Origin of the sequence: Streptomyces sp. NPDC005775 (assembly GCF_042871565.1) — a bacterium.
GTDB lineage: Bacteria > Actinomycetota > Actinomycetes > Streptomycetales > Streptomycetaceae > Streptomyces.
In genome coordinates, this window is sequence record NZ_JBIAIU010000007.1 from 305,300 (window position 1) to 318,562 (window position 13,263).

Annotated in this window: 11 protein-coding genes; 9 read left to right on the top strand and 2 right to left on the bottom strand. The window is 72.2% G+C overall.

Annotated elements, in window-relative coordinates:
- Positions 1 to 75: 75 nt before the first annotated feature.
- The 4 genes from ACFYPA_RS19025 to ACFYPA_RS19040 all read left to right on the top strand — a co-directional run bounded on the left by ACFYPA_RS19025 (position 76) and on the right by ACFYPA_RS19040 (position 6,905).
- The gene (locus ACFYPA_RS19025) at positions 76 to 2,175 is read left to right on the top strand and encodes a xanthine dehydrogenase family protein molybdopterin-binding subunit (RefSeq protein WP_389133010.1); all 2,100 of its coding nucleotides are present in this window, start codon (positions 76 to 78) and stop codon (positions 2,173 to 2,175) included.
- Positions 2,176 to 2,370: 195 nt separating this feature from the next.
- Positions 2,371 to 2,901 (top strand): ATP-binding protein, encoded by a 531-nt coding sequence (locus ACFYPA_RS19030; RefSeq protein ID WP_359079459.1) that lies wholly within the window; start codon positions 2,371 to 2,373, stop codon positions 2,899 to 2,901.
- Positions 2,902 to 3,069: 168 nt separating this feature from the next.
- Positions 3,070 to 4,482, top strand: a complete 1,413-nt coding sequence (locus tag ACFYPA_RS19035) for an NADP-dependent succinic semialdehyde dehydrogenase (protein ID WP_359079461.1) — start codon at positions 3,070 to 3,072, stop codon at positions 4,480 to 4,482.
- Positions 4,483 to 4,517: 35 nt separating this feature from the next.
- The gene (locus ACFYPA_RS19040) at positions 4,518 to 6,905 is read left to right on the top strand and encodes a phosphoketolase (protein ID WP_389133015.1); all 2,388 of its coding nucleotides are present in this window, start codon (positions 4,518 to 4,520) and stop codon (positions 6,903 to 6,905) included.
- Between the two features lie 57 nt (positions 6,906 to 6,962).
- Here the strand turns inward: ACFYPA_RS19040 and ACFYPA_RS19045 are convergent, their stop codons facing one another.
- Positions 6,963 to 8,078: a chemotaxis protein gene (locus ACFYPA_RS19045; protein WP_359079465.1), complete on the bottom strand. Its 1,116-nt coding sequence runs from the start codon at positions 8,076 to 8,078 to the stop codon at positions 6,963 to 6,965.
- A gap of 123 nt (positions 8,079 to 8,201) precedes the next feature.
- On the opposite strand from ACFYPA_RS19045, the gene ACFYPA_RS19050 reads away from it, so the two are divergent.
- From ACFYPA_RS19050 to glsA, 3 genes are all read left to right on the top strand, one after another.
- On the top strand, positions 8,202 to 8,531 hold the full coding sequence (locus tag ACFYPA_RS19050) for a DUF1269 domain-containing protein (RefSeq protein WP_359352727.1): 330 nt from the start codon (positions 8,202 to 8,204) through the stop codon (positions 8,529 to 8,531).
- A 98-nt stretch (positions 8,532 to 8,629) separates the two neighbouring features.
- The gene (locus tag ACFYPA_RS19055) at positions 8,630 to 9,196 is read left to right on the top strand and encodes a hypothetical protein (protein ID WP_389133019.1); all 567 of its coding nucleotides are present in this window, start codon (positions 8,630 to 8,632) and stop codon (positions 9,194 to 9,196) included.
- A 13-nt stretch (positions 9,197 to 9,209) separates the two neighbouring features.
- Complete coding sequence (gene glsA / locus ACFYPA_RS19060; RefSeq protein WP_359079470.1) at positions 9,210 to 10,541, top strand: glutaminase A; 1,332 nt, start codon at positions 9,210 to 9,212, stop codon at positions 10,539 to 10,541.
- A 63-nt stretch (positions 10,542 to 10,604) separates the two neighbouring features.
- Here glsA and ACFYPA_RS19065 read toward each other — a convergent pair whose 3' ends face one another.
- The gene (locus ACFYPA_RS19065) at positions 10,605 to 11,429 is read right to left on the bottom strand and encodes an endonuclease (RefSeq protein ID WP_359079471.1); all 825 of its coding nucleotides are present in this window, start codon (positions 11,427 to 11,429) and stop codon (positions 10,605 to 10,607) included.
- 251 nt (positions 11,430 to 11,680) lie between these two features.
- Between ACFYPA_RS19065 and ACFYPA_RS19070 the strand changes: the two genes are divergently transcribed.
- Together ACFYPA_RS19070 and ACFYPA_RS19075 are read left to right on the top strand one after the other, a co-directional pair.
- The gene (locus ACFYPA_RS19070; RefSeq protein ID WP_359079473.1) at positions 11,681 to 11,878 is read left to right on the top strand and encodes a hypothetical protein; all 198 of its coding nucleotides are present in this window, start codon (positions 11,681 to 11,683) and stop codon (positions 11,876 to 11,878) included.
- Positions 11,879 to 12,010: 132 nt separating this feature from the next.
- Positions 12,011 to 13,168: a methyltransferase gene (locus tag ACFYPA_RS19075; protein ID WP_359319649.1), complete on the top strand. Its 1,158-nt coding sequence runs from the start codon at positions 12,011 to 12,013 to the stop codon at positions 13,166 to 13,168.
- Positions 13,169 to 13,263: the final 95 nt, after the last annotated feature.

Sequence of the window (13,263 nt, forward strand, 5' to 3'; positions counted from 1 at the left end):
ACCGCACCCGAAGGCGACCGCCCCCGAAGTCGCCCGCGCCCGAAACCCCGCCCCCAAGAGTCGAGGACCCCCGCCATGAGCCACGCCCCCCAGCCGCTCGGCGCCCCCGTCGCCCGCCGCGAGGGCCGCGACAAGGTGACCGGCGCCGCGCGCTACGCCGCCGAACTCAACCTGCCCGGCTGTCTGTACGCCTGGCCCGTGCCCGCCACCGTGCCCCACGGCCGGGTCACCGCGATCCGGACCGCCGACGCGCTCGCCCTCCCCGGTGTCCACGCCGTCCTCACCCACGAGAACGCGCCACGGACCGGGGAACCGGACGACCCGATCCTCGCCGTCCTCCAGAACGACCGCGTGCCGCACCGCGGCTGGCAGATCGCCGTGGTGGTGGCCGACACCCTCGAAGGTGCGCGAGCGGGCGCCGAGGCCTTGCACGTCACCTACGAGACCGCCCCGCACGAGGTCGTCCTCACCGCCGACCACGCCGGCCTGTACACCCCGGAGACGGCCAACGGCGGCTACCCGGCCGAGCGTGAGCGCGGCGACTTCGACGGCGCATTCGCGGCAGCACCCGTACAGGTCGACACCACCTACACGATCGGGCCGCTGCACAACCACCCCATGGAGCCGCACTCCTCGACCGCCCACTGGTCGCCGGAGGGGCACCTCACCGTGTACGACTCCAGCCAGGGCGCCACCAAGGTGCGCGACAGCCTCGCCACCCTGTTCGGCCTCCGGCCGGACCAGGTCACCGTCATCTCCCGGCACGTCGGCGGCGGTTTCGGCAGCAAGGGCACGCCGCGCCCCCAGGCCGTGCTCGCCGCCATGGCCGCGCGTCACACGGGGCGCCCGGTGGAGCTGGCCATGCCGCGGCGCCACATGGCCGCCGTCGTCGGCCACCGGGCACCGACCGTGCAGCGGGTCCGGCTCGGCGCGGAAAGGGACGGTACCCTGACGGCGGTCGCGCACGAGGTCATCACCCACACGTCCACCGTGAAGGAGTTCGTGGAGCAGGCGGCCGTGCCGGCCCGCGTGATGTACGGATCGGCCCACAGCCGGACCAGCCACCGGGTCACCGCACTCGACGTCCCGAGCCCGTCGTGGATGCGCGCCCCTGGTGAGGCGCCCGGGATGTACGCCCTCGAGTCGGCCGTCGACGAACTCGCCACGGCTCTCGGCCTCGACCCCGTCGAACTGCGGCTGCGCAACGATCCGGCCGACGAGCCCGACTCCGGCAAGCCCTTCAGCAGCCGCAACCTGGCCGCCTGTCTCCGGGAAGGTGCGGCGCGCTTCGGCTGGACCGACCGCGACCCGCGCCCCGGCGCCCGCCGGGAAGGCCCCCTGCTGCTCGGTACGGGCGTCGCCGCAGCCACCTACCCCGTCTACGCCAGCGCCTCCCACGCCTTGGCGCACGCCGCCGCCGACGGCTCCTACCGCATCGCGGTCAACGCCACCGACATCGGCACCGGCGCCCGGACAGTCCTGGCCCAGATCGCCGCACGTGTGCTGGAGACGCCGGTGGACAACGTGACGGTCGACATCGGTGACAGCGACCTGCCGGACGCCCCGCTGGCCGGCGGCTCCTCGGGCACCGCCTCCTGGGGCTGGTCCGTCCACAAGGCGGCCACCGCCCTCGTGGAGCGGCTCGGCGAGAACTCCGGGCCGCTGCCCGCCGTTGGAGTGACCGTCACCGCGGACACCACCGAGGAGACGGCCGCGGAGTCCCCGTACGCGCGTCACGCGTTCGGGGCCCACTTCGCGGAGGTCGCGGTCGACTCGCGGACCGGGGAGGTCCGGGTACGCCGGATGCTCGGGGTCTTCGCCGCCGGACACATCCTCAACTCCCGTACCGCCCGGTCCCAGTTCATCGGGGGCATGACCATGGGACTCGGCATGGCCCTGACCGAGAGCAGCACCCTCGACGCGGCCTTCGGTGACTTCACCGAGAGCGACCTCGCCTCGTACCACGTGCCGGCCTGCGCCGACGCGACCGGTCTGGAGGCGTACTGGATCGACGAGGACGACCCGCACCTCAACCCCATGGGCAGCAAGGGCATCGGTGAGATCGGCATCGTCGGCGCGGCGGCGGCGATCGGCAACGCCGTCCATCACGCCACCGGTGTCCGGCTGCGGACCCTCCCGCTCACCCCGGACCGGCTGCTCTCCGCTCTGTACTGAAGCCGGCGCGGAAGGGCACGTCGGCGTCATACGGCCCGGTCACCGGGGGTGCGTGGCCGGATGTGTTGCGCAACCGGCCCTGCGGCCTCACCCTGAGGAGTGACCCAGAAGTGACATCTGCTCACTCTTCGTATTCGGGGATCGTTGGTTTCAACGGGGCGAAGCACGTGGGCCTCGATGTGAGGAGCCTCGACGATGACCGTTCCACTCGACCGGCACTATCTGGTCGAACTACAGGTTTCGGCAGAACGTGTGTCCCAGTTGCGACGGATAGTCGCCGCACACCTCCGCCACTGGAGTCTCGAACTCCACGTCCGGCCCGTGTGCCGCGCCGTGGAGGAACTGCTGACCAACGTCCAGCGGCACGTCGGTGACGACAACCACTGCGTCGTCGAACTCCGCTGGTCCGGACGGCACCTCACGGTCTCCGTCGCCGACAACGGTTCCGACATGCCGCGGCTGCTCCACGAGGGCGGCGGCCTCAGCCGGGTCATGGCCCTCAGCGACAGCTGGGGCACCTGCCGGACCACCGAGGGCAAGGTCGTCTGGTTCACCCGGTACGCACAGGAGCCGCAGCACATCGAGCTCGTCCCGCTGCCGCCGCTGCCCGACGTCCACGAGTTCCGCCGCCCCCCGGCCGTCGTCACGGACTTCCCCACGGCAGCCCCGGCCACGGACTTCCCCGAGGCCGCCCCGGCCCGGACCGACGCCCCCGCCCTCGTCTGAGGCGCGCGGCACGCAGCCGCCCCCACCCCCTGCCCCCTTCCGGCGCGGATCGCATGCCTCACGCATGCATGGTCCGCGCCGGTCGGGTATGCGGAGAGCGGCGGCCCGCGTTGCGCCGCCGCCCGCGGCGCGGCACGGTCGAAGTACCGAGGCAAGGAGGCCACAGTCATGCCCATCGCGACGGTCAATCCCGCGAACGGCGAGACCCTGAGAACGTTCGACGCCCAGGGGCCGGACGAGATCGAGCGGCGGCTCGCCGCGGCGGACGCCGCCTTCCGCGAGTACCGCACCACCGGATTCGGCGAAAGGGCCCGGCTGCTCAACCGGGCCGCCGACCTCCTCGACGAGGACCAGCAGGACATCGCCCGCACCATGACCCTGGAGATGGGCAAACCCCTCAAGGCGTCCCGCGCCGAGGCGGCGAAGTGCGCCAAGGCCATGCGCTGGTACGCGGCCCACGCCGAGGAGCTCCTCGGCGACGAGCACCCCTCGCCCGCCGACGTCGAGGACTCCGGTGCGTCCCGCGCCTACGTCCACTACCGGCCGCTGGGCACCGTGCTCGCCGTGATGCCGTGGAACTTCCCCCTCTGGCAGGTCGTCCGGTTCGCGGCCCCGGCGCTGATGGCCGGCAACACCGGACTGCTGAAGCACGCCTCGAACGTGCCGCAGACCGCGCTGTACCTGGGCGACCTGTTCCACCGGGCCGGATTCCCGGCCGGCTGCTTCCAGACGCTTCTGGTGGGCTCGGGAGCCATCGAGGCGATCCTGCGCGACCGCCGGGTGGCCGCGGCGACCCTGACCGGCAGCGAACCGGCCGGCCGCGCCGTCGCGTCCGTCGCGGGCGACGAGGTCAAGCGCACCGTCCTGGAACTCGGCGGCAGCGACCCCTACCTCGTCCTGCCCTCGGCCGACGTCGCCAAGGCGGCCCGTACCGCCGTCACCGCACGCGTCCAGAACAACGGGCAGTCCTGCATCGCCGCCAAGCGGTTCATCGTGCACACGCAGGTGTACGAGGAGTTCGCCGAACGCTTCACCGTGGGCATGCGGGACCTGACCGTCGGCGACCCGCTGGAGGAGTCCACCGACATCGGTCCGCTCGCCAGCGAGCAGGGGCGCGCCGACCTGGAGGAGCTCGTCGACGACGCCGTGCGCCAGGGCGCGAGCGCCCTGTGCGGAGGCGGCCGGCCCGAGGGCCTGTCCGGCGGCCTGGAGCGGGGCTGGTTCTACGCCCCGACCGTCCTCACCGGCATCACCCCCGCCATGCGCATCCATCGCGAGGAGACCTTCGGCCCCGTCGCCACCCTCTACCGGGCCGAGAGCCTGGACGAGGCCCTGGAGGTGGCCAACGACACGCCGTTCGGGCTCAGCTCCAACGTCTGGACCCGCGACGCCGAGGAGAGCCGCCGCTGCATCCGGGACCTGGAGGCGGGCGGCGTGTTCTTCAACGGCATGACGGCCTCGCACCCCGCGCTGCCGTTCGGCGGCGTGAAGCGCTCCGGATACGGACGTGAGCTCGCCGGCCATGGCATCCGCGAATTCTGCAACGCCACCACCGTCTGGTACGGCCCCGAGCCGCGATGACCGGAACCACCGTCCACCCGCGCTGAGAGGTGACCATGAGCGACGCCCCGCCGTCCTCATCGACGACCGGCCCGACCGACGAGGAGATCGCCGCGCTCGACGCGCACTGGCGGGCCGCCAACTACCTGGCCGTCGGCCAGATCTACCTGATGGGCAACCCGCTGCTGACCCGGCCGCTCGTCCCCGGGGACATCAAGCCGAGACTCCTCGGCCACTGGGGCACCTCACCCGGGCTCAACCTCGTGTACACCCACCTCAACCGCGTCATCGCCGCGCGCGGCACCGACGCGCTGTGCGTCTGGGGCCCCGGGCACGGAGGTCCCGCCGTCCTCGCCAACTCCTGGCTCGAGGGCAGCTACTCGCAGACGTACCCCGACGTCAGCAGGGACGAGGCCGGAATGGGGCTGCTGTTCAAGCAGTTCTCCTTCCCCGGCGGCGTACCCAGCCACGTCGCGCCGGAGACACCCGGCTCCATCCACGAGGGCGGTGAACTGGGCTACGCCCTCGCGCACGCCTACGGCGCCGCGCTCGACCACCCGGGCCTGCTGGTCACCTGTGTCATCGGCGACGGTGAGGCGGAGACCGGACCGCTCGCCGGCTCCTGGCACGCCAACAAGTTCCTGGATCCGGTCCATGACGGGGCGGTCCTTCCGGTTCTCCACCTCAACGGCTACAAGATCGCCAACCCCACCGTCCTCGCCCGCCTCCCCGAGGCCGAGCTCGACGCCCTACTGCGCGGCTACGGCCACGAACCGCTGTACGTGGCGGGGGACGACCCCCTCACCGTGCACCGGGCGATGGCCGCCGCGATGGACCGAGCCGTCGACCGCATCCGCGAGCTCCAGCACGCGGCCAGGACCGGGGGCGGGAGTGGACGCCCGCGCTGGCCGATGATCGTGCTGCGTACGCCGAAGGGCTGGACCGGGCCCGCCGAGGTCGACGGACTGCCCGTAGAGGGGACCTGGCGCGCGCATCAGGTCCCGCTGCCCGGAGTCCGCGACAATCCGGAGCACCTGCGGCAGCTGGAGCGGTGGCTGCGCTCCTACCGGCCCGAGGAACTCTTCGACGCAGAGGGGCGCCCCACGGAGCAGGTGCTCGCCTGCGTGCCGGAGGGCGAGGCGCGGCTCGGCGCCAGCCCGTACGCCAACGGCGGTCTGCTCCTGCGGGACCTGCCGGTTCCGGCCCTGGAGGCACACGCGGTCCAGGTGGACGAACCCGGGACCGTGCTCAACGAACCGACCCGGATCCTCGGCGGACTGCTGGAGGCCGTCATGGCCGCCACCGCCGACCGGCGGGACTTCCGCGTCGTCGGCCCCGACGAGACGGCGTCCAACCGCCTGGACGCCCTCTACGGGGCCACCGGCAAGGCCTGGCAGGCCGGCACGCTCCCGACCGACGAGCATCTGGCCCGCGACGGGCGGGTCATGGAGGTCCTCTCCGAGCACCTGTGCCAGGGGTGGCTGGAGGGCTATCTGCTCACCGGCCGGCACGGATTCTTCTCCTGCTACGAGGCGTTCGCCCACATCGTCGACTCGATGGTCAACCAGCACATCAAGTGGCTGCGGACCTCGCGCCGGCTGCCCTGGCGCCGCCCCGTCGCCTCCCTCAACTACCTGCTCACCTCGCACGTCTGGCGCCAGGACCACAACGGCTTCTCCCACCAGGACCCGGGCTTCGTCGACCACGTCCTGAACAAGAGCCCCGAGGTCGTACGCGTCTATCTGCCGCCGGACGCAAACACCCTGCTCTGCGTGGCCGACCACGTGCTGCGCAGCCGCGACTACGTGAACGTGATCGTGGCGGGCAAGCAGCCCAGCCTCGACTGGCTGACCCTCGACCAGGCGCGTGCGCACTGTGCGCGCGGCGCGGGCGTCTGGGAGTGGGCGGGCACCGAGGACGGCACCCGCGAGCCCGACGTCGTACTCGCGTGCGCCGGGGACGTACCCACCCTGGAGACCCTGGCTGCCGCCGGTCTGCTGAGGCGTCACCTGCCGGAACTCTCGGTGCGGGTGGTGAACGTCGTCGACATGGCCCGTCTCATGCCCCACGCCGAGCATCCGCACGGGATGCCGGACTTCGAGTACGACGCCCTCTTCACCCGTGACAGGCCGGTGATCTTCGCGTACCACGGCTATCCCTGGCTGATCCACCGGCTGGCCTACCGCCGTACCGGCCATGCCCAGCTGCACGTCCGGGGCTACAAGGAGGAGGGCACGACCACCACCCCCTTCGACATGGTGGTCCGCAACGACCTCGACCGCTACCGCCTCGTCATGGACGTCATCGACCGCGTTCCCGGACTGGGGGTCCGTGCGGTCGCGGTGCGCCAGGCGATGGAGGAGACCCGGACCCGCCACCACGACTGGATCCGGGCCCATGGCACGGACCTGCCGGAAGTGACCGACTGGACCTGGGAGGGGTGAGCGCCGCCGGGTACGGCAGAGGCCCGGACGGCATTCCGTCCGGGCCTCTGCCGTACCTCAGTAGCGCAGCGCCGCCGCGATCCGTCCGTGCTCCTTGAGCGAGTCGTCCGCGACGAAGACGACATCGGCGCCGCTGTCCAGCGCCGCCTCGACCAGCTCGTCCACGATGTCCTCGCGGACGTTCACGTCCGCCGGGCCGGTGGCGTCGCCGCTCACCGGGACCAGGTGCTCCCGGTCCACCCGGACCGTCTGCTGGTGGTGCTCCTCCACCGCCACCAGGCCGGCGCGCCCCTCCCGGACGGCGGCCCACACCTCGTCGAGGCCGCCGGCGAAGGCGCGCCGTCCGCGGGCCTCGTCCAGCTTGCCGTCGATCTCCGCGGCGAAGCGCTTGCGCCGGGCCTCCAGCGCGGGCCGCAGTTCGGTCAGCAGATCGCTGGGGGAGGTGTCGGCGGGCGCACCCTTGGTGACCCGGCCGACCGCCTCCTTGGCGACCTCGCCGACCTCGTCGAAGAGCGCGAGCGCCGGAGCGAGTCCGACCAGGTAGAGCGGACGCGGGTCGGTGGCCAGCACCCCGCGCAGCTTCTCGTCCACCGTGCGCAGGAACTGACGGGTCTCCTCGTCGGTGAAGGTGCTCGGGGTGTCGCCGATGCGCTCCTCGCGCTGCGGGTTGGGCGCCTCGCGCGGAGCCGTCAGCGGGAAGCCGCCGATGTACTCCTCGTGAGCGGCGTCGGACGTGCCGCTGAACAGGGCGGCGTGGTCCGCGGACACGGTGAGCGTCCAGAACGGCTGGGCCTGCGCCTTCGCGGCGACCAGGTTGCGGGTGAGGTAGGTGTCGCTGAGCACCACCCGTTCGGGTGCGGTGCGGGGCAGTTGCCAGATCTGGAACTCGTCGGGCGTCGCGAGGATCACGAGCGCGTCCAGGGCGCGGCGCGGATCGACCTCGTCGACCGCGCGGTCCAGTTGCTGCTTGACCGCCGCGCGCACCTCGCGGGTGACCTCGGGGTCGGCGTCGAGCCGGTTCCCGGCCTCGGACACCAGGTTGCGCAGCCGTACGGCGTCCTGGGCGTTGTCCGGTGCACGCCGATGGGTCGGCATGGTCAGGGACAGGGCCGGATAGGGCTTGGCCGCGCGGAGCTCCTGCAACACACCGGCGGTCAGGGCGTCCGTATCCATCAGTTCCCTCCCGGGGGACTTGCCGCGCACTGCCGTGCGGAGCGGGTGATTCGACGAGTCAATTCATACCTTTTGATCCTAATATGAGCGAGTTGGTCACCTTGGGTTCCGGAGGTATGCGCGATGTCCACCCTCACCGTGTGGAAGTTCCAGCCGGCCGAAGGCGCGGAGGACGTGGAGCTCCTGATGCCGCTCCTCGGCGCCGCCATCGGCGCGGCCGCGGGGGTGCTCGGCGGCAAGCCGGCCGACGTCGGCATCGACGACGACCTTTTCGCAGAGGTCAAGGAGAAGGTCGCGCCCGGCACTTCGGCCCTCTTCCTGCTCACCATGAACGAGGTGCCCGACCGGATCGGCGAGGCGCTCCCCGGGGGCGGCGCCGAACTGCTCCACGGCAATCTGGACACCCGCAGCGAGGAGCGGCTCCGCGACGTCTTCGGCGAGGACGCGGCATGACCCTGCGGGCACCTGCCCCCGCGACCGGCCGCCGCCTCGCCGGCCCCTCCCACGCAGGACCCCATTTCCCTTCGTACTTCCGAGCAGACGGAGCGTCCGTGAACCAGACCAGCCCCGTGCGGCGTGCCCTCGGCCGTCGCGCCGCCCGCAGCCTGACCCCCGCCGTGCTCGCCGCGGTCCTCGTCGCCGGTACCGCCGCCTGCGACAGCGACGACAGCTCGACGCAGGGCACGGCCCGCAGCACCCGTACGGTGTCCGCGGAGCCGGCTTCGTCCCCGACGGCCACCGGGAGCCCGCGCACCCAGGAGGACTTCGCGGCCTCGGTCTCCGCCGATGTGGAACGCAACCGGCAGAAGGCAGTGACGACACTGAAGGGCGTCGAGGGCAAGGGCAACGCCTTCGACGACGTCTCCGTCAACGGGCTTCCGGTCGCGGCGGCGGAGCAGTTCCGCAGCGCCCTCGTCCGGGTGACCAACCCCACCGGCAAGGCCGCCTTCTACGCCGTGCGGGTGGAGTTCGTGGACGCGTCCGGAAAGGTCCTCGACTCCGTGGTGCTGGGCTTCCCCGACGCCCCGCCGAACCAGACGGTCAGTCAGCACGCGAACAGCCGCAAGGCGGCGGGCGTCAAGTCGTTCCCCCGGATCGCCCAGGCCGAGCGCGGCTGACGGCCGGATCCGGGTGAGCGCCGCCACCGGTGCGGTCACGGACGCACTGCGAGAACTGCACACCAGCTACGCCGGGGCCGACGGGGGCGAACTCGCCGGCTACATCCCGCAACTGGCCCTCGCCGACCCCGGCGCCTTCGGGCTGGCCCTGATCAGCATGGACGGTCACCGGTACAGCGCGGGCGACGCCGATGTCCCGTTCACCGTGCAGTCCGTCTCGAAGCCGTTCGTCTACGCCCTGGCCCTGTCCCTCCTCGGCCTCGACGAGGTGTCGCGCTGGGTGAACGCGGAGCCCAGCGGCGAGGCGTTCAACGCCATCAGCCTGGAACACGGCACCGGACGACCCTCCAACGCCATGGTCAACGCGGGCGCCATCGTCGCCACCGCCCTCATCCCCGACACTCCCGTCGCACCGCGGTTCGGACGCATCCTCGACTGCCTGAGCCGGTTCGCCGGCCGCGCGCTCGACGTCGACGAGGAGGTGTACGCCTCCGAGGCCGCCACCGGCGACCGCAATCGCGCCCTCGCCTATCTCATCCGCAGCACGGGGCCCCTGCCCGTGGACCCGGTGGCGGCGGTGGAGACGTACTTCCGGCAGTGCGCGGTACGGGTCACGGTCCTGGACCTCGCCGCGATGGCGGCGACCCTGGCGCACGGCGGCGTCAATCCGCTCACCGGGGAGCGGGTGGTGTCCGAGCCCGTCGCCGCCCAGGTGCTCACGGTGATGGCGACCTGCGGCATGTACGACGCCTCGGGTGACTGGCTGCTCAGGGTGGGGCTGCCGGCCAAGAGCGGGGTGTCCGGCGGCGTGATCGCCGCGGGGCCGGCCCGGTTCGGGCTGGCGGCGTACAGCCCGCCGCTCGATCGGACCGGGACCTCCGTGCGCGGGCGCCTGGCGATCGGGACGCTCTCGGACCGGCTCGGGCTGCACCTCATGCGCAACCCGGCCCTGCCGGGTTCCACCGTCACCCTGGTCACCACCGCCGACGACCTGCCCGCCGTGCCTGCGGGCGAGCGTGCCCGCCGGCAACGCGTGGCGGTCGCCGCCGCCCAGGGCGCCCTGGACTTCACCGCGGCGGAGCGGGTGCTGTACGCCCTGGACGAGGCGGGCGCCGGACGGACCGGCGCGGTGGTTCTCGACCTGGTGCGGGTGACGGACATCGATACCGTGGCCCGGGCGATGTTGCGCGGCGGGCTGGCCCGGCTCGCCGCCGACGGCCGGCGCACCGCCGTGGCCGACCCCGACGGCCGCCTCCGGGAGCCGGGCGATGACACCGGCGCCGCGCGCTCCTTCGCCAGCCGCGAGGAGGCCGTCGCCTGGTGCACGGCGACGGCCTCCGGCTGAGTCCCCGCCGAACAGGCTCCCCGGCTCGGACGATGCCCGGGGAGCTGTGCCGGGGAGAGCCGTTCACCAGATGGCTTCCACCCACTCGGGGTGGTCTATGAACGGGTTCCGGTTGTGCTGGAACTCGTCGAATATGACGTCGTTGCGCCGCTGTTCGAAGCTGTCCGGCGGGTCCTCCTCGCTCCATGACTTCAGTACGGAGAGGCGGCCGATGTTCGGTGCGGAGCCGTTCGACACGTTGTCGTTGGGTTCGAGGTCGGCGAAGGAGTCGTCGCCCTCGTAGCGCACCGCCATGTAGAGGATCATGCGGGCCACGTCGCCCTTGACCGCGTCGCGCGGTTCGAAGGAGTCGCCGTCGGTGTAGTTGCCGGGTGCGTCGCCGAGCTCGGTGCCGCCGTTGTCGAAGTCCTTGTTGCCGCGCGTGGAGTTGACCGAGACGTCCGTCGGGCGCAGATGGTGGACGTCGGTGCCGGGGCCCGTGGCCGTACCGAAGTCGCCGTGGGACTTGGCCCAGACGTGCTCCCGGTTCCACTGGCCGGCGTTGCCGCCGTTGTCGCTCTTGGGCTCGGAGCGGCCGGTGTAGAGCAGGATCACGTTCGAGGAGTTGGCCGGGTCCTCGTCGGTGGCCTTCAGCGCGTCCCAGACCTGGCTGTAGCTGAGCTTGGTCTGGTCGCTGATGATCGTGTGCAGGGCGCCCTTGAGCGCGGTGCCGGTCTTGCCGAGCGCGCCCTGGTAGTACGTGTCGTCCAGGGCGCCGAGCGGGGTGGCCGACCGGGCCGGTGCCTGGGGTGTCGTGGCCGGTGCGGCGGCCGCGGTGCCGCCGAGCACGGCGAAGGCGGCGAGTGAGGCCAGCAGGGGGCGCCGGCGGAAAAGGGGACGACGGGACATGTGGGGTGTCCTCTCCGGAAATACGGGCATCGCGGCGCCGTCACAGGGTGGGGGGCGGCTCCGCGGTGCGCGTGTTACTGGGTGGTCAGCGGGAGCCTTCCACACGGACCGTGACCCGGGTGTGAACGCTGCGTACCTATCATGTGCAGGTCAAGTGAGGGTCGGGACCGGACCCTCACACGCGTCTCACGGGCCTCGGATGCGCCGCCGTCGGCGTGGGGCGAGAATTGCCGCAAGGACTAGGAGGCGGTATGAGCGACGAGCCCGAATCCGTATCCGTGCGGGGTGTGACCCCCGACAGCCTTTTGCACACCGGCGCCAGCGACAACCCCTCGGCGGAGGACCTGGTGCTCGCCTCCGGGCGGGACCTGACGCCCCAGAACCTCGAGTGGGCGGAGCGCAGGCTGGCCAGGGAGGGCAGGGCGGCCCTCGACAAACAACTGCCGTAGTCATCCAGCCCGCCGCCGCCACCGGCGGGCGCCGGTGACCGTGGCGGCGCCCGGCCGCGGCGGGGGTGCGGGCGCTCGCCGGGCCGCCGGTTGTTCAGGCGTACGGCGCTGCTCGGCTAGCCTGAACGCAATATGAACCGTTTGACGACGTCAGGGGCTGGTTACGACCTCGCCCGATTCCCCGAGAACCCCCGCGACCCGTTCCGAGCCTGGGACGCGGCCGACGAATACCTGCTGAGGCACCTGGAAGGGGCCGACGGCGCCGAGCCGGTCGGCCTCCCGGGCCATGTCGTGATCGTCGGTGACCGCTGGGGCGCGCTCAGTACGGCGCTGGCCGCGCACCACCCCGTACAGATCACGGACTCCTACCTCGCCCAGCGGGCGACGGCGGCGAACCTGGAACGCAACGGTGCCGACCCCGGCGCCGTGCACCTGCTGTCCGCCCGCGAGACGCCCCCGGACCGTGTCGACGTCCTGCTCGTCCGGGTGCCCAAGAGCCTCGCGCTCCTCGAGGACCAGTTGCACCGGCTCGCCCCCGCCGTTCACGCGGGCACCGTCGTCATCGGCACCGGCATGGTCAAGGAGATCCACACCTCCACCCTCAAGTTGTTCGAGCGGATCATCGGCCCCACCCGCACCTCGCTCGCGGTCAAGAAGGCGCGGCTCATCCACTGCACGCCCGATCCTTCCCTGGCGCGCACCCCCAGCCCCTGGCCGTACCACTACGAACTCCCCGACGACGTCGGGGCCGTCGCAGGCCGCACGGTGGTCAACCACGCCGGCATCTTCTGCGCGGAACGGCTCGACGTCGGCACCCGCTTCTTCCTGAAGCACCTGCCGGTGCGCAGCGGCCCCGACCGGGTCGTCGACCTCGGCTGCGGGAACGGAGTCCTCGGCCTGGCGGCGGCACTCGCCAACCCCGAGGCCGCGCTCACCTTCGTCGACGAGTCCTACCAGGCCCTCGCCTCGGCCGAGGCGACCTTCCGGGCCAACGCCGGACCGGACGCCGAAGCCCGCTTCGTGGTCGGCGACGGGCTGGCCGGCGCGGAGCCCGGCAGCGCGGACCTGGTGCTCAACAATCCGCCGTTCCACTCGCACCAGGCCACGACGGACGCGACCGCCCGGACCATGTTCCACGGAGCGCGCACCGCGCTGCGCCAGGGCGGCGAGCTGTGGGTGGTGGGCAATCGGCACCTCGCCTACCACACGCAGCTGCGCCGGATCTTCGGCAACTGCACCACGGTGGCCGGCGACCCCAAGTTCGTCGTGCTGCGCGCCGTCAAACGCTGACAACGGGGCAGCCGGTCCGCGCCCCTTCCGGATTCTTGCAACACGTTCTACTGTGTGCGCCGCCGCACACGGGCGACGCGAAGCGAGACTCCTGG